Origin of the sequence: Streptomyces sp. NPDC053069, from assembly GCF_044546895.1 — a bacterium.
GTDB lineage: Bacteria > Actinomycetota > Actinomycetes > Streptomycetales > Streptomycetaceae > Streptomyces.
In genome coordinates, this window is record NZ_JBITZN010000009.1 from 248,304 (window position 1) to 270,412 (window position 22,109).

General features: G+C 72.3%; 17 protein-coding genes and 1 pseudogene. 13 read left to right on the plus strand and 5 right to left on the minus strand.

Going from position 1 to position 22,109, the window contains the following annotated elements; translation table 11 throughout:
* Positions 1–5 precede the first annotated feature (5 nt).
* From ACIGXP_RS22830 to ACIGXP_RS22845, 4 genes are read left to right on the plus strand one after another with little or no spacing between them, the layout of a single operon-like run.
* The gene (locus tag ACIGXP_RS22830) at positions 6–971 is read left to right on the plus strand and encodes a formylglycine-generating enzyme family protein (protein WP_399771078.1); all 966 of its coding nucleotides are present in this window, start codon (positions 6–8) and stop codon (positions 969–971) included.
* The gene (gene ribD / locus ACIGXP_RS22835) at positions 968–2,236 is read left to right on the plus strand and encodes a bifunctional diaminohydroxyphosphoribosylaminopyrimidine deaminase/5-amino-6-(5-phosphoribosylamino)uracil reductase RibD (protein WP_399770927.1); all 1,269 of its coding nucleotides are present in this window, start codon (positions 968–970) and stop codon (positions 2,234–2,236) included. Before ACIGXP_RS22830 ends, ribD begins: the two co-directional genes overlap by 4 nt.
* The gene (locus tag ACIGXP_RS22840) at positions 2,233–3,714 is read left to right on the plus strand and encodes a flavodoxin family protein (RefSeq protein WP_399770929.1); all 1,482 of its coding nucleotides are present in this window, start codon (positions 2,233–2,235) and stop codon (positions 3,712–3,714) included. Before ribD ends, ACIGXP_RS22840 begins: the two co-directional genes overlap by 4 nt.
* Positions 3,711–4,448, plus strand: a complete 738-nt coding sequence (locus ACIGXP_RS22845) for a class I SAM-dependent methyltransferase (protein ID WP_399770932.1) — start codon at positions 3,711–3,713, stop codon at positions 4,446–4,448. Before ACIGXP_RS22840 ends, ACIGXP_RS22845 begins: the two co-directional genes overlap by 4 nt.
* A 383-nt stretch (positions 4,449–4,831) precedes the next feature.
* Here ACIGXP_RS22845 and ACIGXP_RS22850 read toward each other — a convergent pair whose 3' ends face one another.
* Positions 4,832–6,286, minus strand: coding sequence for an MFS transporter (locus tag ACIGXP_RS22850; protein WP_399770934.1), 1,455 nt, complete (start codon positions 6,284–6,286; stop codon positions 4,832–4,834).
* Between the two features lie 62 nt (positions 6,287–6,348).
* Between ACIGXP_RS22850 and ACIGXP_RS22855 the strand changes: the two genes are divergently transcribed.
* From ACIGXP_RS22855 to ACIGXP_RS22880, 6 genes are all read left to right on the plus strand, one after another.
* Positions 6,349–7,011, plus strand: coding sequence for a TetR/AcrR family transcriptional regulator (locus tag ACIGXP_RS22855; RefSeq protein WP_363217599.1), 663 nt, complete (start codon positions 6,349–6,351; stop codon positions 7,009–7,011).
* 54 nt (positions 7,012–7,065) lie between these two features.
* On the plus strand, positions 7,066–9,933 hold the full coding sequence (locus ACIGXP_RS22860) for an AAA family ATPase (protein WP_399770936.1): 2,868 nt from the start codon (positions 7,066–7,068) through the stop codon (positions 9,931–9,933).
* A gap of 200 nt (positions 9,934–10,133) precedes the next feature.
* On the plus strand, positions 10,134–11,504 hold the full coding sequence (locus tag ACIGXP_RS22865) for a S8 family serine peptidase (protein ID WP_399770938.1): 1,371 nt from the start codon (positions 10,134–10,136) through the stop codon (positions 11,502–11,504).
* Between the two features lie 373 nt (positions 11,505–11,877).
* Positions 11,878–12,774: an SMI1/KNR4 family protein gene (locus ACIGXP_RS22870; RefSeq protein ID WP_399770940.1), complete on the plus strand. Its 897-nt coding sequence runs from the start codon at positions 11,878–11,880 to the stop codon at positions 12,772–12,774.
* A 73-nt stretch (positions 12,775–12,847) separates the two neighbouring features.
* Positions 12,848–13,417: a chorismate mutase gene (locus ACIGXP_RS22875; protein WP_399770943.1), complete on the plus strand. Its 570-nt coding sequence runs from the start codon at positions 12,848–12,850 to the stop codon at positions 13,415–13,417.
* A 261-nt stretch (positions 13,418–13,678) separates the two neighbouring features.
* Positions 13,679–15,616 carry an acyl-CoA dehydrogenase family protein gene (locus ACIGXP_RS22880; protein WP_399770946.1) on the plus strand — a complete coding sequence of 646 codons (1,938 nt, stop codon included), beginning with the start codon at positions 13,679–13,681 and terminating at the stop codon, positions 15,614–15,616.
* 54 nt (positions 15,617–15,670) lie between these two features.
* Here ACIGXP_RS22880 and ACIGXP_RS22885 read toward each other — a convergent pair whose 3' ends face one another.
* Both ACIGXP_RS22885 and ACIGXP_RS22890 read right to left on the minus strand, forming a co-directional pair.
* Positions 15,671–16,144, minus strand: coding sequence for a hypothetical protein (locus ACIGXP_RS22885; protein ID WP_363217605.1), 474 nt, complete (start codon positions 16,142–16,144; stop codon positions 15,671–15,673).
* Positions 16,145–16,240: 96 nt separating this feature from the next.
* Positions 16,241–16,699, minus strand: coding sequence for a lamin tail domain-containing protein (locus ACIGXP_RS22890; RefSeq protein ID WP_363217606.1), 459 nt, complete (start codon positions 16,697–16,699; stop codon positions 16,241–16,243).
* Between the two features lie 177 nt (positions 16,700–16,876).
* On the opposite strand from ACIGXP_RS22890, the gene dxr reads away from it, so the two are divergent.
* Positions 16,877–18,148, plus strand: a complete 1,272-nt coding sequence (gene dxr, locus ACIGXP_RS22895) for a 1-deoxy-D-xylulose-5-phosphate reductoisomerase (protein WP_399770949.1) — start codon at positions 16,877–16,879, stop codon at positions 18,146–18,148.
* 8 nt (positions 18,149–18,156) lie between these two features.
* Positions 18,157–19,449, plus strand: a complete 1,293-nt coding sequence (locus ACIGXP_RS22900) for a M50 family metallopeptidase (protein WP_399771081.1) — start codon at positions 18,157–18,159, stop codon at positions 19,447–19,449.
* A 138-nt stretch (positions 19,450–19,587) separates the two neighbouring features.
* On the opposite strand, the gene ACIGXP_RS22905 is transcribed toward ACIGXP_RS22900, so the two are convergent.
* Positions 19,588–20,553: a DUF1152 domain-containing protein gene (locus tag ACIGXP_RS22905; protein ID WP_399770952.1), complete on the minus strand. Its 966-nt coding sequence runs from the start codon at positions 20,551–20,553 to the stop codon at positions 19,588–19,590.
* Positions 20,554–20,796: 243 nt separating this feature from the next.
* On the opposite strand from ACIGXP_RS22905, the gene ispG reads away from it, so the two are divergent.
* The gene (ispG, locus tag ACIGXP_RS22910) at positions 20,797–21,954 is read left to right on the plus strand and encodes a flavodoxin-dependent (E)-4-hydroxy-3-methylbut-2-enyl-diphosphate synthase (RefSeq protein ID WP_363217610.1); all 1,158 of its coding nucleotides are present in this window, start codon (positions 20,797–20,799) and stop codon (positions 21,952–21,954) included.
* Positions 21,955–22,027: 73 nt separating this feature from the next.
* Here the strand turns inward: ispG and ACIGXP_RS22915 are convergent.
* Positions 22,028–22,096 (minus strand): annotated as a pseudogene (locus tag ACIGXP_RS22915) (ATP-binding protein); the annotation flags it as partial.
* Between the last annotated feature and the right edge of the window lie 13 nt (positions 22,097–22,109).

The window sequence follows — 22,109 nt, forward strand, 5'->3', positions numbered from 1 at the left end:
CGGCGATGGCCAACCCCAACACCCTGTCCGACCGGGCCGCGATGGGTCTGCCCGACTCCTTCGTGGCACGCACCGGCCCCTGGCTGCTGCGGGACCACCGTGACCTGCTGGGCGCGCCCGCCGACACCCTCGTCGCGGTCGCGGAGGACCCCGAGCTGTCCTTTCCGCGCCGCTACGCGGCCGGTTGGGTGCTCGGCCTGATCGGCGACCCCCGCATCCGTCCCGACGACCCGCCGATGGCGGACGTCCCCGCCGCCCGCGTCCGGCTCGGCCTGGACCCCGACGAGGTCGGCCGGGTCACCGCGCGCTGGCGGCACGCCGGGGTGATCGAGGACTGGATCGCCAAGGAGTGCCCCGTGCACGAGGTGGAGCTCCCGGCGTTCCGTATCGCGCTGCACCCGGTCACCAACGCCGAGTACCGGCGCTTCCTGGAGGACACCGGCCGCACGGCGCTGCCGACCTCCTGGCGGTTCGGCGGCTACCCCGAGGGACTCGGCAACCACCCGGTGTGGACCGTGTCGCCCGAGGCCGCCGACGCCTACGCCGCCTGGCTCTCGGCCCGTACCGGCCGCGCCTTCCGGCTGCCGACCGAGGCGGAGTGGGAGTACGCCGCTGCCGGTCCCGAGGGGCGGGAGTTCCCCTGGGGCGAGTCGTTCGAGCGGGACCGTGCCAACACCGTGGAGGCCGGGCCGCTGTCCACCACCCCGATCGGCGTGCATCCGGCCGGACGCTCCCCGTTCGGAGTGCACGACATGGCGGGCAACGTCGAGGAGTACACCGCCGACGACTACCGGCCCTACCCCGGCGGCAGCGCCGTCGCCGACGATCTGGCCGTCACCCGGGGCAGGTACCGCATCGCCCGGGGCGGCAGCTTCACCCGCTTCGGCGACCTGGCCCGCACCCGACGCCGCCACGGCTGGTACGACCGCGACATCTACGCCATGGGCTTCCGGCTCGCGGAGACGCCGTGACGGGGCGGGTGACGGCCACTCGGAGTCCGTACCCGTCCGACGAGCCGGTCCCGGCACCCGGCTCCTCGGCCGAGGAGCCGACCCCGCCGCCGGCGTCCTCGGCCGAGGAATCCGCCATGCGCCGGGCCGTCGAGCTGGCCGCGACGGCGCTGGGCCGGACCAGCCCCAACCCCGTCGTCGGCTGCGTGGTCCTCGGCGCGGACGGCACCCCGGTGGGGGAGGGTTTCCACCGGGGTGCCGGCCGGCCCCACGCCGAGGTCGAGGCGCTGGCCGCGGCCGGGGACCGGGCGCGCGGCGGGACCGCTGTGGTCACCCTGGAGCCCTGTTCGCACCAGGGCCGCACCGGGCCCTGCACCGAGGCGCTGCTGCGGGCCGGCATCGCCCGCGTGGTGTACGCGGTGCCGGACCCCGACCCGACGGCGGCGGGCGGCGCGCGGCGGCTGCGGGACGCCGGGGTCGAGGTGACCGGCGGGGTGCTGCGTGCCGAGGCCGAGCGCGGCAACGAGCTGTGGCTGACCGCCGTCCGCCGGGGACGGCCGTGCGTGACATGGAAGTTCGGCGGCACCCTGGACGGCCGGGCGGCGGCGCCGGACGGCACCTCCCGGTGGATCACCGGCCCCGAGTCGCGGCAGGACGCGCACACCCTGCGCGCCGAGCACGACGCGGTGCTGGTCGGCTCCGGCACCCTGCGCACCGACGACCCGCACCTGGGCCTGCGGCACGGTGTGGCGGGCGCGCCTCCGCTGCGTGTCGTCCTGGACCGCGACGGCACCATCGCGCGGCACGCGCGCGTGCTCGACGACACGGCCCCCACCCTCGTGGTCACCGGGCCGCACACGCCCGGGCCGACGCTGCCCGGCCGGCACGAGGTGCTGCGGGTGCCGGTCACCGAGGGTGCGCTCGACCTCGCCGCCCTGCTCGGACATCTGTGGGGCCGGGGCGTGCGCTCGGTCCTGCTGGAGGGCGGCGCCCGACTCGCCGCGTCCTGCGTCGCCCAGGGCCTTTTGGACCGGGTCGTGGCGTACGTGGCGCCCGTGGTGCTGGGCGCCCCCGCCCGCCCCGTCCTCGGCGACTTCGGCGCCGGCACCCTCCTGGCGGGCCTGCGGCTGCGGCTGGGCGAGGTGACCCGCCTCGGCGACGACGTACGGCTGCTGCTGCGCACGCGGGACCTGCCGGCCGGCGCGACGGCAGCCGCCGCCGGGAGCCGCACGGGACCGGATCCGGAGCGCGCGGAGAGCCGTACGGCGGAGGGAGGCGGGGCATGAGCCACCGGATCGCGGTGGTGTACCACAGCCGGCACGGCACCGTGCGCGCGCTGGCCGCGCTCGCCGCCGAGGGGGCGCGGGAGGCCGGCGCCGAGGTGCGGCTGCTGCGCGTCGCGGACGACGGAGCCGCAGATCCGGGATGGCCCGAGCGGCCGGCCGAACCGGAGGACGTCCTGTGGGCGGACGGACTGGTGCTGGCCTGTCCCACGTACTACGGCAATGTGTCCTCGCCGTTCAAACGGTTCCTGGAGTCCACGTCACCGCTGTGGCGGCAGGGACTGCTGGCCGACCGGGTGGCGACCGGCATCACCGTCTCCACCCAGCGGCACGGCGGCCGGGAGGCGACATTGACGGCCCTTCAGCACACCCTCTACCACTGGGGCTGCTGGGTGGCCGGGGCCGACCCGGCCGACCCGGTCACCCGCGCGGCGGGCGGCACACCGTACGGGCTGGCCGCCGACAACCACCGGGGCGACCCGGCCCCGCACGAGCGCGCGGCTGCCCGAGCCCTGGGCCGCCGCCTGGCCCACCTCACGGCCCGGGCCCGCGCCACACCCGCCATGTCACCCCTGCTGACCACCGTCCCCGCCCGGCGGCCGGCACCGGCGGGGCAAGCCGACGCCACCGCCCCGGGCGAGCCCGCCCCCGGAGCCGGGCCGCACGGAGCGCTGCCCGAAGGCCGGACGGACAGCGTTGTCCGCCCCGCGTGTTCCGGGGTCGCTGGCGGAGTGGGGCCGGGCGGGGCGCCGGCCGGTGGTCGGGTGGACGGTGTTGCCCGTCGCGCGCGCTCCGGCCGACTCGACGCCACGCCCCGTCCCGTCCGACTCGCCGTCGTCTACCACGGTGAGGACGCCGCCACCCGGATCCTCGCTCAGGAGGCCGCCGCGGCAGGGCGGGCCCTCGGCTCACGGGTGCGGCTGCGGCGGGTGCCGGGCGGGCGCGGGGGCCGTCCCGCGACATGGCTGGGGCCCTGGGCCGTGCCCGCCACCCCCGAGGACATCGCCTGGGCCGACGCGGTGCTGTTCGGCGCGCCGGTCCGGCTGGGCGCCCTGGCCGCGCCGCTGCTGGACTTCGTACAGGCGCTGGAGCCGGCCGAGGGCGGCCGGAGCCCGCTCTGGGGCAAACCGGCGAGCGGCTTCGCCACCAGCCCGGCGACGCACGCCGGTTCGGAGACGGCCGTCCTCGGCCTCGGCCACATGCTGCTGCACGCCGGCGCGGTGCTGGTCCCGCCCGGCTATACCGACCCGGCCGTCGAGGCGGCGGGCGGCAACCCCTACGGCACCTGCCACCCCCGGACCGCGGGCGACGTGCCCACTCCGCAGGCCAGGGCCGCCGTGGCCCACCAGGGCCGGCGCACCGCCCTCGCGGGCGACCTGCTCCGCCGCGCCCCGCGCCCGCGCCGCACGGTACGGCAGGACACCGTGCGCACCGACCCCGAGCGGTTTGTCACCCGCACCACTGGAAGGAGCACGGCATGAGCGTGCAGCAGTACGACGAGATCGGCGAGACCTACGAGGGCTTCAAGTCGCTGCCGATGGCCCACTACGCGGAGTCCGCGAGCTTCCTCGCGATGCTCGGGGACGTCCGCGGCGCGTCGGTGCTGGACCTGGCCTGCGGCACCGGCTTCTACACCCGGCAGATCAAACGCCTGGGCGCCGCCGACGTGCTGGGCGTCGACATCTCCACCGAGATGGTCGCCGCTGCCCGCGCGATGGAGGAGCGCGCCCCGCTCGGCGTGCGGTACGACGTCGCCGACATCGCCGAACTGCCCGAGCCGGAGCGCCCGTTCGACGTGGCGAGCGCCGTGTACCTGCTCAACTACGCCGAGGACGCCGCGGCGATGGAGCGCATGTGCGAGTCGGTGCACCGCAGCCTGAGGCCCGGCGCCCGCTTCTGTGTGCTGACCCAGGCGCCCGCCTACCGCTTCGACGGCCCGGACATGGCCAAGTACGGCTTCACGTACGAGCCGGTCGGGGAGGGCCCGATCGGCCCCCGGGTGCGTATCACCGCGCTGCTCGACCCGCCGGTGGAGTTCGTGACGTCGTACCCGCGGCGCGAGGTGTACGAGCAGAGCCTGCGCAAGGCCGGCTTCCACGACCTCACGTGGGTGCCGCTGCACGTGCCGGAGGACGGCCTGCGGGACCGGGGCGCCGACTACTGGGCGGACTTCCTCGCCAACCCGCCGCTGACCATGTTCCACTGCCGGGCCTGACCGCGCGCATCCGGGGAGCGGGAAGGACGGGAGTCCTCGTCCGGCCGTGCTGAACGGCTGGACGAGGACTCCTTTGTGCCGCCGGGGTGTCCGGCTCGGTCCGGTGTGGCGCGACGGGGGAATGGATACGCCGACCGTCCGCCCGGATCACCCCGACGGCAGCTTGGGGGAGGGACACCCGGCCCGCCTGCCCGTCGACACGGTGCATGCGGCGGGCCGTTCGGCGTCCGGCACGGTGAGCCGTCCCCGTGCCGGACGCCTTGTAACAGCGATGCTTCCACCGCAGCCCAAGCAGTGGAGCACCCTTCGGCGCGGTGCCGGCGATCCCCAAAGACCGGCACCGGCCGTTTCCCGGCCGGACCCGGGGGCCCGGCCGGGAAACCTCACTGCGCCGTGGCCGCGGGCCGCAGGCGCCGGGAGAGCAGGACGCCGATCACGGCCAGCAGCGCCGTGAAGGCGAACAGGCCGCCCAGCGCCGTACGCGTCGTCGAGTCGTAGTGCTCGGCGATGGCCAGCGCCGCGCCGCCGAGCCCGGCGACCACACCGGTGGCGAGGGTCTGGGCGAGCTGGAGCGCCCCGCTCATCTCGCCCTGCCGCTCCGCCGGAGTCTGCTCCAGTGTGTCGGTCGTGGCGGCGTTGAACGCCACACCCATGCCGATGCCGCCGACGGCCCAGCCCACGACCGCGAGCCACGCCGGGACCGACTCGGTCAGGATCGACAGGGCGATCACGGCCACGCCCAGCAGCAGGACGACGAAGCCGAGGACCACGCTGCCGGTCCGCCCGCCCGCCCGGGCGTCCCGCTTGGCCTGCCAGGCCGAGCCCACCACCCAGGCGATGGCACCCGCCGACAGGCCGAGGCCGGCCGCCCACGCGCTCTGCCCGCGCAACTCCTGCAGGCCCAGCGGCAGATACGCCTCACTCCCGAAGTACACCCCGCACAGCAGGCCCCGGATGACCACACCGGCACCCAGCCCCGCGCGCGCCGTCAGGGTCCCCTCCGGGGTGACCCGGCGCAGCGCCGGCAGGGCGACGGTGATGCCGACCACCGCGAACACGACCAGCAGGACCATGTTCTTCAGCAGCAGCGCCTGGAGCAGCACTCCGGTGCCCACCGTCAGCAGCACGGCACTGGCCAGCGGGCCCTTCCACCACGGCTCGGGCGGGGCCGCCGACTCCTCGGCCCGCGGGCGCTCCAGGCGGCGCAGACCGGGCAGCGTGAGCAGCGCCGCGATCGCCACGATCGGCAGCATCAGGAGGAACACCGCCCGCCAGCTGACACTGTCCGCCAGCGTGCCCGCGATGACCGGGCCGATCAGCGACGGGATCGTCCACGCCGAGGAGAGCAGGGCGAACATCCGGGCCCGCAGGTGCTCCGGGTAGGCCAGACCGATCACCGTGTAGGCCATGGCCATCACGGCGCCCACGCCCAGGCCCTGGAGGAAGCGGCCCACCAGGAACAGCGGCCAGGAGCCGGCCGCGCCGGCCACCACGCAGCCCACCGCGAAGACGGCCATCCCCACGGCCACCGGCCCCCCCGGACCCCGGCGGTCGGCGGCCCGGCCCGCGAGCACGGTGCCGATGATATTGGCGAGCATCAGTGCCGACAGGCCCCACCCGTAGGCGCCCAGGCCGTCCAGACTGCGGGCGATGTCGGGCAGCACCGTGGCCACGCCCAGGGACTCGAACGCGACCATGCTCACCGAAAGGATCACGCCGAGACTCAGCGCGCGGTACGGGCCGGAGAAGACGCTCTCGGCCTGCGCCGGTTGCGCGGGCTCGGCGACGGTCGCGGGCCGCCCCGGTGCTTCCGGTAACTCGTCGGCGTGTTGAGACATCAGGTCTCCTCGTGTGAGAATTACGTTCCGATCCGGAACGGAATTATAAATATACTAGGAGCATGGTGAGCACGCCACAAGGCGCCGCGGGCGCCTCCCCCATGACGGCGCATCAGCGGTCGCGAGGCCGCCCGCGCGACGAACGCATCGACGGCGCGGTACGGCGCGCCGTGGTGGAGATCCTCAACGAGGTCGGCTACGGCCGGCTGACGCTGGAGGCGGTCGCCGCCCGGGCCGGCACCAGCAAGCCCACCCTGCGCCGCCGCTGGCGCTCCAGGCAGCACCTCGTGGTCAGCGCGCTCGTACACACGATGGGCACCTCACCGACCCCGGACACCGGCTGCACCCACTGCGACCTGATCGCCGGGATCCGCACCCTGAGTCATGCGTTCACCACCACCGTCGGGCGGCGCGCGCTGCCCGCGCTGATCGCGGACCTCGCCGACGACGAGGAACTGGAGTCGGAGTTCCTGAACGGGCTGTTCCACCCGCGCCGGGCCGCCACGGCCGCCGCCCTGCGCCGGGGTATCCGGCGCGGTGACATCCGACCCGACGCCGACATCGACCTGCTGCTGGACATGCTCGGCGCCACCGTCTACTACCGGGTGCTCTTCGGGCATCTGCCGCTCACGCCCACTCTGGCCGAGGACGTGGTGGAGCTGGTCCTCACCGGCGTGGCCACGCCGCAGTGGCGCAGCCAGCACCAGGCCGTGGACGGCGTCTGACACCGCACCGGGTGACACGGAGTCCAGGGCGAACGGTACGAAGAAGGGATTGATGTGCTGAGCCGCGATTGTGAAGCGTCCGGTTTACAAAGGCTTCTGGCGTCGGCGGCGTCCAGCGCGGGGGCCAGCCTCCTGCTGGAAGGGGGCATCGGGTCCGGCAAGTCCTATCTGATGCGCGTCGCCGTCAGAACCGCGCGCGCCGCCGGATTCGACACGATCTCCCTCCGCGCCCGCCCGTCCGGCCCCGCCCTCACCTGCGACGTACTGCGCCAACTGAAGACAGCGGAAGGCGCGTCGGCCGGGCCGCCTGCCGGGGAACCGGACACCCCCGATGCCGCCGCCGGCCGGCTCGACCAGCTCATCGGCGCGCTCACCCCACGCACTCCGCTGCTGATCGCGGTGGACGACCTGCACTGGGCCGACCGGCGTTCGCTGTGCTGGCTGGAACGTCTGATGGCTCGTCTGGAGGGGCTGCCGGTGGCGCTGCTGGCCACGATCGCCCCCGGCCTGGCCCCGCGCCGCGCCGCCACGGCACGCGGCGACGACCCCGCGCGCGGCGATGACGGCACGACTGCCCTCGCCCGCGTCGTCTCCGACTTCCACCAGCGCACCGTGCTGTCCGGCCTGGACCTCGACGCCGTCGGCTACCTGCTGAACTCCTTCTTCGGCCGCCCCGTCGCCGATGCCCTGGTGCAGGCCTGCCACCGGGCCACCGGCGGCAACCCGCTTCTGGTGCACGCCCTGCTGCGCGAACTCAGACGCGCCGGCACCGTCACCGAACCGACCTGCGAGCAGATCGGCTCGCTCGGTTCGGTGGAGGTCGCGCAGACCGTCGCCGCCCGGTTCGAGGAACGTTTCCCCGGTGTCGGCCGGGCCCTGGACTCCGTCGCCGTCAGCGTGCGGGCGGGCACCGCCGCCCTGGTCGCCGACCTCGTCGGTATCTCCCGCACCGAAGCCGCCGACATGCTCCATACCCTCGTGCTCTGCGGTGTGCTCCAGCGGACCCGCGAGGGCGTGGCCTTCGCCCAGCCGATGATGCGGGTCTCCTTCCTCGCCGCGCTGCCGCCCAGCGAACACGCCCGGCTGCACACGGCGGCGGCCCATGCCCTGCACGCCTCCGCCGCCCCCGCCCGCGAGGTGGTCCACCACCTGCGGCACGCCACACGCATCGGCGAACGCTGGGCCTACCGGCTGCTGTTCGACTCCGCCTGCGCCGCCCTGTCCCGGCACGACCTGGGCGAGGCCCGCACCCTGCTGGAGCGCTGCTTCCAGGAAGGGGAAGCGGGCGACCAGCCCGAACTGCTGCGCCGGCTCAGCCGGGTCCTGCTCTCCGCCGACGCGCCCGCCACCGCCGTCAGCCGGCTGCGCGCCCTGCCCCGGCCCCGCAACGGCGGCGACACCGCCGCCCTCGCCACCCTCGTCAACCTCGTCCAGGCCACCGCCCTGGACGGCGACCTGAACGGCGCCCGTCACGCCCTGCGGACCGCGCTCGCGGACCTGGGCCCACTCGACCCGGCCCAGGAACCGGCCGCCGGCGCCCGTGCTCTCCTCGGCGTCCTCACCCTGATCACCGGTGGCAACGGCACGCCGCTGCCCGTCCCGGTCGACCCCACCGCCGTCCGCACCCCATGGGTGCGCTGTGCCCAGGCGACGCTGTCGGCGCTCGCCGCCTGGGCGCACGGGGGACGCCGCGAGGAGGTCGTCCGGTACGCCCGCACCGGGCTGAGCGAACCCGACGACCCTTCCGACGTGCCCACCACCCCGCTCCGGCTGCTGCTCGCCCAACTGCTGTGCGATGCGGGGCACCACGACGAGGCCCTGGACGCCTGCCGGGTGTTGGCCGCCGAGGCCCGCGAGGAGGGCGCCCACACCATGGCGGCCCTCGCCCAGACCGTCCTGGCCGCGTGCGGCTACAAGGCCGGGCGGCTGAGCGAGGCCGCCCGGGCGGCCCGCACGGCCCTCGCGGAAGGGCCGCCCGGGATCTGGGTGGGCAGCGGCATGGCCCGCTGCCGGCTCGGTGGCATCCTCCTGGAGACCGGGGACCTGGACGGGGCGCGCCGGCTGCTGCTGGACGACCTGGCGCTCATCGAACTGCCCGCGACGGCGCTGCCCGACCTGCTGTTCCACCGGGGGCGGCTGAACGGGACGCTCGGCCGCACCCAGGCCGCACTCGCCGACCTGGAGGAATGCGGGCGCAAGCTGCCGGACGGCATGTACCACCAGGCCCGCTGTCCGTGGCGCTCGGCCGCCGCCGCCCTCTACGCCGAGGCGGGCGACACTGCCACCGCGGAACGGCTGGCCCGCGAGGAACTCGAACTGGCCCGCGCCTGGGGCGCTCCGCACGCCGTCGCCGCCGCCCTGCACACGCTCGCCCTCGTCACCCGGGGCGGCCGGCGCGCCCCCCTCCTGAACGAGGCGGCCGAATTGCTCCAGGACTCCGGGGCGTGGCTGGAACAGGCCCGTGTGCTGCGCTCCCTGGGCCACGAACTGCGGCTGCTGCGCAAGAACCGCCAGGCCCGCGAACAACTGCGCGCCGCTCTCGCTCTGGCCGAGAAGTGCGGCGCCTGGGCCCTCGTCGCCGCGCTGCGCGACGACCTGGCCTCGGCGGGCGCCCGTCCCCGGCGCGGCGCCGAGACCGGCCTCGACGCCCTCACCCCGGCCGAGCACCGCACCGCGCTGCTGGCCGCCGAGGGCCTGACCAACAAGGAGATCGCCGACCGCCTGTACGTCACCCGGCGTACCGTCGAACTCCACCTCAGCCGCGTGTACCGCAAACTCTCCGTCTCCGGCCGCACCGACCTGCCCGCCGCCGTCGCCGAGCAGTTTGCCGACCCGGGCCGCCGGTCGCTGCGCCGCGTCGACACCACGATGGGCCCGCCGGACCGCCCCGTCTGCTCGATGACCCTCCGTCCGGCCTCGTGACCCGGCACGGTGCCGCCGATCACCATCCGGCCGAGATCCGAGGAGAACGCTCACCCGTTTTCTGCCTGCTGGTAAAGGATTTGATATCGGCGGTTCAAGAGTCTTGTTCTGTCCATGACTCTCCCGATGAGATGCGCCTGACCACTTCGTCCAGTTGGTTCGCCCAACTCGGGACGTCCCAGGATCTCTCAGGGGACCACATGCACATAGCCCGTACCGGGCGCGGCGTCGCGGCGTCCGCCGCCACCGTCGCACTCGCCGCCGCCGCACTGGCGGCCACCTCCCAGGCCGGCGCCACCACCGCCGCGCCCGCCGGCGTACCGCACACCTTCGCGGCACCGGCCATCGCGGGGCACACCCTGGTCCACGGCGTGGCCAGCCCGCTGCCCATCGCGCAGTGCCAGGCCAAGTGGCACATCAACTGCTACAACCCGCTGCAGTACCGCACCGCGTACAACCTGAACCCCCTGTACAAGAAGGGGATCACCGGCAAGGGCCGCACGATCGTCATCGTCGACTCCTTCGGTTCCCCGACCGTCCAGCACGACCTGGACGTCTACAGCAAGCAGTTCGGGCTGCCCAGCACCAAGGTCAAGGTCGTCAAGTGGGGCCACGTCCCCAAGTTCGACCCCAAGAACTCCGACATGACCGGCTGGGCCGGCGAGACCACCCTGGACGTCGAGATGGCCCACGCCGTCGCGCCCGGCGCCAAGATCGTCCTGGTGGAGACGGCGGTCGCGGAGACCGAGGGCACCACCGGTCTGCCGGAGATGATGTCCGCCGAGAAGCACCTGATCGACCAGGGCGTCGGCGATGTCATCACCCAGAGCTTCGGCGCCACCGAGAACACCTTCCCGGGCTTCGGCAAGGGCGACTTCTCCAGCATCAAGAAGCTGCGGTACGCCTTCGAGGACGCCCGGCGCAAGAACGTGACCGTCCTCGCCTCCTCCGGCGACGGCGGCGCCACGGACATGAAGCTGGACGGCAAGACGTACTACAACAAGCGGGTCAACTCCTGGCCCTCCTCGGACCCGCTGGTCACCTCCATCGGCGGCACCCAGCTCCACCTGAACGACAAGGGTGAGCGCGTCAAGCCGGACAGCGTCTACAACGACTACGGCGCGGGCGGCGGCGGCCAGTCCCACGTGTTCACGCGTCCGTCCTTCCAGGACGGCGTGAAGAACGTCGTGGGCACCCGGCGCGGCACCCCGGACATCTCGATGGCCGCCGCGGTCAACGGCGGTGCCTGGGTGTACTCCAGCTACGACCCGACCGCCACCGGCTGGGACGTCAGCGGCGGCACCAGCGAGGCCAGCCCGCTCTTCTCGGGCATCGTCGCCCTCGCCGACCAGGTGGCCGGCCACCGCCTGGGTGACATCAACGGGGCCCTCTACACCCTTCTCAAGCAGAAGAACCCGGGCGTCGTCGACGTCAACGACGGCACCGACAACACCTACCAGGGTGTCAAGGGCTACAAGGCCGTCAACGGCTACGACATGGCCACCGGCGTGGGCACGCTGGACGCCCTCCGCTTCGTCCCGGCCCTGGCGAAGGCAGCCCACCACAGCTGACGCCCCGCCACTCACCGGGGGAAGCCCCAGACGGCCCGGGTCCCCGACCCGGGCCGTCGGCGCGTGCCGCACACGGCGAGCAGAGGGACCTGCGGCGCGGGAAACCTCCTCCGCAGGCCTCACCCGGACGACCAGGCCCTCGGACGACGAGCCGGCCCCGACGCTCTGCAGCGGCACGGCCGGGAACGTCCCCGTACTCCTCGAAGCATGGCGTCACTTCGGCGGAATCGTCCTGGGATCACCGGCCGTACGGACCTGGTCGAGCCGGTGCTGGGCGGCGCCGCGGACGTCGTGGCGCGTGACGAAGCGGGGCCGGAGGGCTTTCCGGTACGGCACTCCGCCCCGCAGTACGCATGTGCTTCACTTCCCCGCCATGGACACACACGAACTGCTCGCGGCCATCCACTCCCTGGTCTGGCCGGACACGAAGGAGTTGGCGTGCGGGGAGGCCGGGCACCCGAAGGGACATGTGTGCCTGACGGCGTCCGCCGGGACCGGTCTGCCCGCGCTGCGCGAACAGTTGAGCGACCGGTACGGAGAGCCGCGCACGCTGGTCACGGACGGGCGTGTCGATCCGGTGGCCTGCGAGCGGACCGGGCTGCCGCTGCTCGCTCCGTTCGGCGACGACGTGATCGAGATGTGCGCATGGGCCGTCGGCGGGCGGTGGGCCGGCTGCGGTACCGCCCGGACCCGCGACGGCATACGCCCCGTCGTCGTCATCGCGGAGCGGGTCGTACCGTCGTCGGCGGACCTGCCGGAGGACGCCTCCTGGGTGGACCGGGTCGTCGCCGTCACGGGATGGGTGGCGGACCGACCGCACACCGTCGACTGGGCAGCGGCAGAGGCCCGGCTGGGAACCGCGCTGCCACGCGACTACAAGCGGCTGGCCGAGCTGTTCGGGCGCGGCGCCTTCGACGGCTACCTCCAGTTCTACCTGCCCGGCGACCGGCACTCCGACCTCGTCGAGCACAGCGAGTGGCTGGCCCGGTGGGCCGAGGTGCACGGCAACCGGCTGTGGGAACCGCACTGGCCGTACCCCGCTCCGGGCGGGCTGCTGAAATGGGCGGACAGCGTGCAGGCCGACTCGTTCTACTGGCTCACCGAGGGCCCCGACCCCGACAGATGGCCCGTCCTGGCGTACGAGGACGACGGCACCGCCTACCGGTTCGACGGGTCGACCGGGGAGTACGTCCATCGCCTGCTCACCGATCCGAAGCAGCCCTTCTCGACCGCCCGTCACTTCCGCGCCCACTGGTTCCAGAGGTACTAGTCCCCGGGGAAGGAGCAACCACGAGACCGTCAACAGCAGTTGAGAAGCCGGGGGATGGGGTTCCATGTACTCCATGCGAATCTCCACCCCCCTCATCTGCACCCTGACCGCCGCCGGCGCGCTGCTCGCCGTGCCGGGCACCGCGGCCGCGGCTCCCACGTCCTCGCCCCTCCGCCCCATGGCCTCGCTCGCCGCCGAACGGCTCGCCACCGCCGACCTGGTCGCCGCCGCCAAGTGGGGCACCGACAGCCCCATCGACGACCCGGCCCGGGAACAGCAGGTCCTCGACTCCGTGGCCGCGCAGGCCGAGCAGCTCGGCGCCGATCCGGACGACGCCCGGCGTGTCTTCCGCGACCAGATAGCAGCCAACAAGATCGTCCAGCGCGGCCTGTTCGCCCGGTGGACGGCCCATCCCGAGCAGGCCCCGACCATCAGGCCGGACCTGAACGTCGTACGGCAGACGATCAACCGCATCAACACGGACCTCGTCCGCACCCTCGCCGACACCACCGCGGAGCGCACCACCCCGGCCTGCGGGCCCGAGCTCGTCGTAGCCGTCGTCGAGGTCCACCACGAGAAGCACCCCGACCTGCTGCACACGGGCGCGCTCGTGCGTTCCGTGGCATCCGTCTGCCGGGCCTGACCCGGACGCGTCCGGCCGGGCCCGCCCCCGGGGGGCCCGGCCGCAGGCTCGGCAGCTCTCCTGGACGGGTGGGCGCGGTCGCGATGCCGAACGAGCCACGGGGAGCAGTACGCACCCCGGAGCCCGGCTGCGGCAGACCTTTCGGCCGTTCGGACGCGCGAGGGGTGGTGGGGTCGGCCCGTTTCGGGTACCAACGATCCAGTAGCACTGGTCGGTAACGAACGGTCCGCAATCATCCCTCTTCGCGGCGAGGTGAGCCTCATGTCCGCCCCCACCCAGTCACGCACCACCGTCACCGAACGCGAGGCACGCCAGGTGGCGGAGGCCGCCCGGCAGCAGGACTGGCACAAGCCCAGCTTCGCCAAGGAACTGTTCCTCGGGCGCTTCCGGCTCGACCTCATCCATCCCCACCCACTCCCGGACCCCGACAGCGTCCGGCGCGGCGAGGAGTTCCTCGGCAAGCTGCGCGCGTTCTGCGAGTCCACGATCGACTCCGCCCGCATCGAGCGCGAGGCCCGCATCCCCGACGAGGTCGTGGCGGGCCTGAAGGAACTCGGCGCCCTCGGCATGAAGATCGACCCCAAGTACGGCGGTCTCGGCCTCACCCAGTTGTACTACAACAAGGCCCTCGCCCTGGCAGGCTCCGCGAGCCCCGCCGTCGGCGCCCTGCTCTCCGCCCACCAGTCGATCGGCGTACCGCAGCCGCTGAAGCTCTTCGGCACCCAGGAGCAGAAGGACGCCTTCCTGCCCCGCTGCGCCCGCACCGACATCTCCGCCTTCCTGCTCACCGAGCCGGACGTCGGCTCCGACCCGGCGCGGCTCGCCACCACGGCCGTACCGGACGGGGACGACTACGTCCTCGACGGGGTGAAACTGTGGACCACCAACGGCGTGGTCGCCGACCTGCTCGTCGTCATGGCGCGCGTACCGAAGTCCGAGGGGCACAAGGGCGGCATCACCGCGTTCGTCGTGGAGGCCACCTCGGAGGGCGTCACCGTCGAGAACCGCAACGCCTTCATGGGCCTGCGTGGCATCGAGAACGGCGTCACTCGCTTCCACCAGGTCCGCGTACCGGCCGCCAACCGCATCGGCCCGGAGGGCGCGGGCCTGAAGATCGCGCTCACCACCCTCAACACCGGCCGGCTGTCCCTGCCCGCGATGTGCGCCGGGTCCGGCAAGTGGTGCCTGAAGATCGCCCGGGAATGGTCGGCGGAGCGCGAGCAGTGGGGCAAGCCGGTCGCGCTGCACGAGGCCGTCGGCTCCAAGATCAGCTTTATCGCGGCGACCACCTTCGCCCTGGAGGCCGTCCTCGACCTGTCCTCGCAAATGGCCGACGAGGACCGCAACGACATCCGCATCGAGGCCGCCCTCGCCAAGCTCTACGGCTCCGAGATGGCCTGGAAGATGGCCGACGAGCTGGTCCAGATCCGCGGCGGACGCGGTTACGAGACCGCCGAGTCCCTCAGGGCGCGCGGCGAACGGGCGGTCCCGGCCGAGCAGATGCTGCGCGACCTGCGCATCAACCGCATCTTCGAGGGCTCGACGGAGATCATGCACCTGCTGATCGCCCGCGAGGCCGTCGACGCCCACCTCGCGGTCGCCGGCGACCTCATCGACCCCGACAAGTCCCTGTCCGACAAGGCGAAGGCGGGCGCGAACGCGGGCCTCTTCTACGCCAAGTGGCTGCCCAAGCTGGTCGCCGGACCAGGACAACTGCCCCGGTCCTACGGCGAATTCAGGCACGGAGTCGACCTGTCCGGGCATCTGCGCTATGTCGAACGCACCGCCCGCAAACTGGCCCGTTCCACCTTCTACGCCATGTCCCGCTGGCAGGGCCGCATGGAGACCAAGCAGGGCTTCCTCGGCCGGATCGTGGACATCGGCGCCGAACTGTTCGCGATGAGCGCGGCCTGTGTCCGCGCCGAACTGCTGCGCACCCGCGACGAACACGGCCGTGAGGCCTACCAGTTGGCCGACGCCTTCTGCCGGCAGGCCCGCATCCGGGTCGAGGAACTCTTCGACCGGCTGTGGACCAACACCGACGCCCTCGACCGCAGTGTGGTCAAGGGCGTGCTCGGCGGTGCCTACACCTGGCTGGAGGAGGGGATCGTCGACCCGTCCGGGGACGGTCCGTGGATCGCCGACGCGACCCCCGGACCGGCCACCCGGCCGAGTGAGCGCCGCCCCTACGGCGACTGAGTCGCTCCTACAGCGACTGAGCCGCTCCTGTGTCGGCCGGCAGGGCGCCTGGGGTCACGCCCCCCAGGTGCCCTGCTTCACGGCGCAGTTCCAGCCCGAGCCGTACAGGCTGAACTTCAGCTGGTAGGAGTGCGTGTTGAGCAGGTGCGAGGGCACCCGGAAGCCCAGGCTGGCCTTGCCCTTGAACGTCCCCGTGTAGACGGACACCGACGTCGACGAGTTGCGGGTGATCCGGCCGCCGGTCGGCTTCGCCTTGCCGAAGCGGAGGTTCTTGACGTTCGTGACGTTGAACGTGACCCTCTTGAAGCTCTGGGACGTCTTGCTCTTGATGCCGAAGTACAGGCCCCCGTTCGTGACCCAGCCGTGCGAGTCGACGTAGAAGCGGCTCGGGTAGACGATGTTGATCGGGCAACCGGCGCTGGTCGACGTCCGGGTGGCGGCCGATGCCGCTCCGGCGAGTCCGAGCTGAGTGGCGGTCAGAACTCCGGCGGTGGCCAGGACGGCCGCGGTCGCACGCTTGCTGTTCATGGTGGTACTCCCCCCTTTGGCCCTTCTTGACTGGGCCCCGACAGAGAAGGATGCCATCTCCCGGGGCCCGACGTGCGCAATTTAAGCAGGACTTGTTCAGCAGTACTTGTCGCTGGGGTCCCGCGTGGTCCACGAGCAGGAGTCCACCTTGGAGCCGCTCGCCCTGGTGAGGGTGGCCGTGTCCCTGTCGTTGTTCCAGACGTAGGCGCGGCGGTCCTGGTACTTGTCCGACGCGGTGTCCGAGCCGCGACCGGTGTGGATCTTCATGTACTTCCCGGCGCCGATCTTGACGTTCGGGAAGACGTACCGGTGGTTGGAGGCATCCTTCAGCACCCAGCCCCGGAGCGAGACGGCCGTGCCGCCGGTGTTCCTGATCTGCACCCACTCGGCGTTCAGGCTCGCGTTGGAGCGGTTGTCGCTGCCCGGGCTGTCGAACCAGACGTGGTGGATCTGCACGCCGCCGGCCGCCTGGGCCGGGGTGCTGAGCAGGGTGCCGGTCAGCAGGGCCGCGCCGGCGAGGGCGGGCAGGGCGGCGCGAATGCGCACAGTACGCATGGAGAGATCCCCCCAAGGATGTCGTCCGCGAAAGTGATACCGCCAAAGTGTTATCACATGATCTTCACCGATACTTCACAAGGGGAAAATCACTCCATCCGGCGATGAAACCTGTTCACGCACCCGCCCGGGGGACGCCCTGTCCTGACCGTCACCGCTTGCGGCAACAATGGAGGGATGACCGACAGCCCCGCCCATCCGGCACCCCTCGCCGACCCGCACCTCGTCTACGACCCCCTCGCGGGCGACGGCCCCAAGGACGTGGTGATCCTCGGCTCCACCGGATCCATCGGCACCCAGGCCATCGACCTCGTGCTGCGCCACCCCGACCGCTTCCGGGTCACCGCCCTGTCCGCGAACGGCGGCCGCATCGCCCTCCTCGCCGAGCAGGCGCACCGGCTGCGGGTGCGCACCGTCGCGGTCGCCCGCGAGGACGTCGTGCCCGCCCTGCGCGAGGCGCTCGCCGCCGAGTACGGCACCGGCGAGCCACTCCCCGAGATCCTCGCCGGACCGGACGCCGCCACCCAGGTCGCCGCCTCCCCCTGCCACACGGTGCTGAACGGCATCACCGGCTCCATCGGCCTCGCCCCCACCCTCGCCGCCCTGGAGGCCGGCCGCACCCTCGCCCTCGCCAACAAGGAGTCCCTGATCGTCGGCGGGCCGTTGGTCAAGGCGCTCGCCAAGCCCGGCCAGATCATCCCGGTCGACTCCGAGCACGCCGCCCTCTTCCAGGCGCTGGCGTCGGGGACGCGGGCCGACGTCCGCAGGCTGGTCGTCACCGCGTCCGGCGGCCCCTTCCGCGGCCGTACCAAGGCCGAGCTGGCGCACGTCACCGTCGAGGACGCCCTCGCCCACCCCACCTGGGCCATGGGCCCGGTCATCACGATCAACTCCGCGACCCTCGTCAACAAGGGTCTGGAGGTCATCGAGGCCCACCTCCTCTACGACATTCCGTTCGACCGCATTGAGGTGGTCGTGCATCCCCAGTCGTATGTTCACTCGATGGTCGAGTTCACCGACGGATCCACGATCGCCCAGGCGACGCCGCCCGACATGCGCGGGCCCATCGCCATCGGTCTGGGCTGGCCCGAACGCGTCCCCGACGCCGCGCCCGCCTTCGACTGGAGCAGGGCCTCCACCTGGGAGTTCTTCCCGCTGGACAACGAGGCCTTCCCCTCGGTGAACCTCGCCCGGCACGTGGGGCAGCTCGCGGGGACCGCTCCGGCGGTGTTCAATGCGGCCAACGAGGAGTGCGTCGAGGCCTTCCGCAGCGGCGCACTGCCCTTCAACGGGATCATGGAAACCGTCACCAGGGTCGTCGAGGAGCACGGCACCCCGGACACGGGAACTTCACTCACTGTGTCGGACGTCCTCGAAGCGGAGACCTGGGCGCGAGCCCGGGCCCGTGAACTGACTGCCACGACGGCGACCGCGGAGGCGCGTGCATGACGACCTTGATGTTCATCCTCGGCATAGTGGTCTTCGTGGTCGGCCTGCTGGTCTCGATCGCGTGGCACGAGCTGGGGCACCTGTCCACGGCCAAGCTCTTCGGCATCCGAGTCCCGCAGTACATGGTCGGCTTCGGCCCGACCATCTGGTCGCGGAAGAAGGGCGAGACCGAGTACGGCATCAAGGGCATCCCGCTCGGCGGCTACATCCGCATGATCGGTATGTTCCCGCCCGACGAACAGGGCCGGGTCTCCGCCCGCTCCACCTCGCCGTGGCGCGGCATGATCGAGGACGCCCGCTCGGCCGCCTTCGAGGAGCTGCAGCCCGGTGACGAGACGCGCATGTTCTACACGCGCAAGCCGTGGAAGCGCGTCATCGTCATGTTCGCGGGCCCCTTCATGAACCTGATCCTGGCGATCGGCCTGTTCTTCACCGTGCTCATGGGCTTCGGCATCCAGCAGCAGACCACCACGGTCGCCTCGGTCTCGCCGTGCTCCATCGACCAGAGCCAGCACCGCGACACCTGCAAGAAGTCCGACCCGGTGTCCCCTGCGGCGCAGGCCGGCATGAAGCCGCACGACAGGATCGTCTCCTTCGACGGCGTGCCGACCAAGGACTGGAACACGCTCTCGGACCTCATCCGCGACAGCGCCGGCAAGAACGTCGCGATCGTCGTCGACCGCAAGGGCCAGGAGCTGACCCTGCACACGACGATCGCGTCGAACAGGGTCGCCAAGAAGGACTCCAGCGGCCAGTACGTCCAGGGCAAGTACGTCGAGGCCGGCTTCCTCGGCTTCAGCGCCGCCACCGGCGTCGTCCACCAGGACTTCGGCCAGTCCGTGACCTGGATGACCGACCGGGTCAGCGACGCCGTCGACTCCCTCGCCGCCCTGCCCGGCAAGATCCCCGCCCTGTGGGACGCCGCCTTCGGCGACGGCCCGCGCGAACCGGACTCCCCGATGGGCATCGTCGGCGCGGCCCGGGTCACCGGCGAGATCGCCACCCTCGACATCCCCGCCTCCCAGCAGGTCGCAGGGTTCGTGATGCTCCTCGCCGGCTTCAACCTCTCCCTGTTCCTGTTCAACATGCTCCCGCTGCTCCCGCTCGACGGCGGGCACATCGCGGGCGCCCTGTGGGAGGCCCTGCGGCGAAATGTGGCCAGGGTGCTGCGCCGCCCGGACCCCGGTCCGTTCGACGTGGCGAAGCTGATGCCGGTGGCGTATGTGGTGGCCGGAATCTTCGTCTGCTTCACCGTGCTCGTGCTGGTGGCCGACATCGTCAACCCCGTCAAGATCAGCTGATGCTCCAGCAGGTCGACGCCCACCGCTGAGACCGTGCAGCACACGTAGGGCTCCTGCGCCGTTGCGGGTGAGGATCGTGACCTCGCACCTCGGCGCAGGAGCCTTCGCGCTGCTGCCGGGCTCAGTGCGGGAGAGGGCTCAGTGCGGAAAAGCCCGGGGTGGCCGCTGCCGGGGCAGCTCCTCGCGGAAACCGGAGATGGCGGAGCTGATCTGGCGCATCAGAACCGTGTCCTCCAGCCGGTCGAGGTAGAGGTTCGCGCGCGCCAGGGCGGGCAGGTCGACACAGAAGTAGAGCGTCATCAGCGGGTTGACGAACAGCTCGCTGCCACGGGTGCGCTCGGTGAACCGTACGTCGCCGAACTCCCCTCGCACGGCAGCGGCGATGGACCCGTGGACGATGCTCGGATGACTCGCATGGCTGCGCTGAGCATGGGCCACCGCGTCGAGATAGGCGGCACCCTCGACGCTCTCGCGAGGCAGCGAGAACGCCCCCAGATATCCGCCGACGCGGTCCAGAGCGGCCAGATTCTCCAGCGCGAGCGAGTGGTTGACGCCGTGATAGGCGTCCACGCCGAAGCCCACGCAGGCCACGAGCCGGTGCGTGACCTCGTCCAGCCCGGCGACGGCCGCCAGGCTGGCCATGTCCTCCTCCGGGGTGCCGAGCCCGTGCTCGTCACCGCGCATCAGGATGTCGGTCCCGCCGTCCACCAGTACGACCGCGTCCACCCCGCCCAGGTGCTCCAGCAGCGCCCGGTAGGCGGCGCGCAACGGCCGGACACCCGTGCGGGGGAAGGCGTACACGGTGTCGGGCAGGTCCTGCGACTGCAGCCAGCGGGCGAGGGCGCGCTCGGGGAAGTAGTCGCCCCGCAGCGGGGTGTCCGGGCGTATGGCGGCGACGTCCTCCGCGACCCATGAGTCCAGGTCCAGGCCGAACAGGTCGGAAAAGGACAGGCTGGCCAGGTGCACCTCGGCACCGGCCGACCGCAGCGCGAGGGCCAGCGGCAGCCCGGCGTAGACATCGAAACCCCCACCCGCCCCGGCGACGAGGACCCGGCCCGCCGTGCGCAGGCGGGTGAAGAAGACGGGCTCACGGAGGGAGATCATCATCCGACCCTAACCCGGCCCTGCTCAGCGGCGCAGGCCGTGTCGCGGGCCGGGCACGGCGATCAACCGGAAACCCTGCTCCTCCGGGCCTCGCACCATGCCAGGCCCCCTGTGACGCGACGCCATCGGGTGGACTGCTGGGACGCCACGTGCCTCCGTTCACGTCCGTGCCGTAATCTCGAAGCCCGGAGCCCGCTGCTGACGGGCCCGGACCTTGATCAACGACTTGGGGTTGCACAGCAGATGACTGCGATTTCTCTCGGCATGCCGTCCGTTCCGACCAAGCTTGCCGAGCGCCGGAAGAGCCGGCAGATCCAGGTCGGAAGCGTGGCGGTCGGCGGAGACGCGCCCGTCTCGGTCCAGTCGATGACCACGACCCGTACGTCCGACATCGGCGCCACCCTCCAGCAGATCGCCGAGCTGACCGCCTCCGGCTGCCAGATCGTCCGTGTGGCCTGTCCCACCCAGGACGACGCCGACGCCCTCGCGACCATCGCGCGCAAGTCCCAGATCCCGGTCATCGCGGACATCCACTTCCAGCCCAAGTACGTCTTCGCCGCCATCGAGGCCGGCTGCGCCGCCGTCCGCGTCAACCCCGGCAACATCAAGCAGTTCGACGACAAGGTCAGGGAGATCGCCAAGGCCGCCAAGGACCACGGCACCCCGATCCGCATCGGCGTCAACGCGGGCTCCCTGGACAGGCGCCTCCTCCAGAAGTACGGCAAGGCGACCCCCGAGGCCCTGGTCGAGTCGGCCCTGTGGGAGGCGTCCCTCTTCGAGGAGCACGACTTCCGCGACATCAAGATCTCGGTGAAGCACAACGACCCGGTGATCATGATCGAGGCGTACAAGCAGCTCGCGGCGCAGTGCGACTACCCGCTCCACCTCGGTGTGACGGAGGCCGGTCCCGCCTTCCAGGGCACGATCAAGTCGGCGGTGGCGTTCGGCGCGCTGCTGAGCCAGGGCATCGGCGACACGATCCGCGTGTCCCTGTCAGCGCCCCCCGCCGAGGAGGTCAAGGTCGGCCTCCAGATCCTCCAGTCGCTGGGCCTGCGCCAGCGCGGCCTGGAGATCGTCTCCTGCCCGTCCTGCGGTCGCGCCCAGGTCGATGTCTACAAGCTGGCGGAGGAGGTCACCGCGGGCCTGACGGGCATGGACGTACCCCTCCGCGTGGCCGTCATGGGCTGCGTCGTCAACGGCCCCGGCGAGGCCCGCGAGGCCGACCTCGGCGTCGCCTCCGGCAACGGCAAGGGCCAGATCTTCGTCAAGGGCGAGGTCATCAAGACGGTCCCCGAGTCCAAGATCGTCGAGACCCTCATCGAGGAGGCCATGAAGCTGGCCGAGCAGATGCAGGACGAGGGCGTGGAGTCGGGCGAGCCGTCGGTGTCGGTCGCGGGCTGATCCCTTCGACACTGTCCTGTGAGTCCCGTCACCGTTTGGTGGCGGGACTCACGTGCACCTCCGCCCAGACGGATTCGTCCAGCCGGTGCGAGACGAGCCGCCGGGTGAGGCGTGCGCCGCGGGGGGTGGAGGTGAAGCGCATGGCGAACTCGCGG

Excerpts from the sequence above, each read along its gene's own strand:
- ACIGXP_RS22830 (WP_399771078.1), top strand. The coding sequence starts at position 6 with ATGGCCAACCCCAACACCCTGTCCGACCGGGCCGCGATGGGTCTGCCC.
- ACIGXP_RS22840 (WP_399770929.1), top strand. The coding sequence starts at position 2,233 with ATGAGCCACCGGATCGCGGTGGTGTACCACAGCCGGCACGGCACCGTG.
- ACIGXP_RS22845 (WP_399770932.1), top strand. The coding sequence starts at position 3,711 with ATGAGCGTGCAGCAGTACGACGAGATCGGCGAGACCTACGAGGGCTTC.
- ACIGXP_RS22850 (WP_399770934.1), bottom strand. The coding sequence starts at position 6,286 with ATGTCTCAACACGCCGACGAGTTACCGGAAGCACCGGGGCGGCCCGCG.
- ACIGXP_RS22855 (WP_363217599.1), top strand. The coding sequence starts at position 6,349 with ATGGTGAGCACGCCACAAGGCGCCGCGGGCGCCTCCCCCATGACGGCG.
- ACIGXP_RS22865 (WP_399770938.1), top strand. The coding sequence starts at position 10,134 with ATGCACATAGCCCGTACCGGGCGCGGCGTCGCGGCGTCCGCCGCCACC.
- ACIGXP_RS22870 (WP_399770940.1), top strand. The coding sequence starts at position 11,878 with ATGGACACACACGAACTGCTCGCGGCCATCCACTCCCTGGTCTGGCCG.
- ACIGXP_RS22875 (WP_399770943.1), top strand. The coding sequence starts at position 12,848 with ATGCGAATCTCCACCCCCCTCATCTGCACCCTGACCGCCGCCGGCGCG.
- ACIGXP_RS22880 (WP_399770946.1), top strand. The coding sequence starts at position 13,679 with ATGTCCGCCCCCACCCAGTCACGCACCACCGTCACCGAACGCGAGGCA.
- ACIGXP_RS22885 (WP_363217605.1), bottom strand. The coding sequence starts at position 16,144 with ATGAACAGCAAGCGTGCGACCGCGGCCGTCCTGGCCACCGCCGGAGTT.
- ACIGXP_RS22890 (WP_363217606.1), bottom strand. The coding sequence starts at position 16,699 with ATGCGTACTGTGCGCATTCGCGCCGCCCTGCCCGCCCTCGCCGGCGCG.
- dxr (WP_399770949.1), top strand. The coding sequence starts at position 16,877 with ATGACCGACAGCCCCGCCCATCCGGCACCCCTCGCCGACCCGCACCTC.
- ACIGXP_RS22900 (WP_399771081.1), top strand. The coding sequence starts at position 18,157 with ATGTTCATCCTCGGCATAGTGGTCTTCGTGGTCGGCCTGCTGGTCTCG.
- ACIGXP_RS22905 (WP_399770952.1), bottom strand. The coding sequence starts at position 20,553 with ATGATCTCCCTCCGTGAGCCCGTCTTCTTCACCCGCCTGCGCACGGCG.
- ispG (WP_363217610.1), top strand. The coding sequence starts at position 20,797 with ATGACTGCGATTTCTCTCGGCATGCCGTCCGTTCCGACCAAGCTTGCC.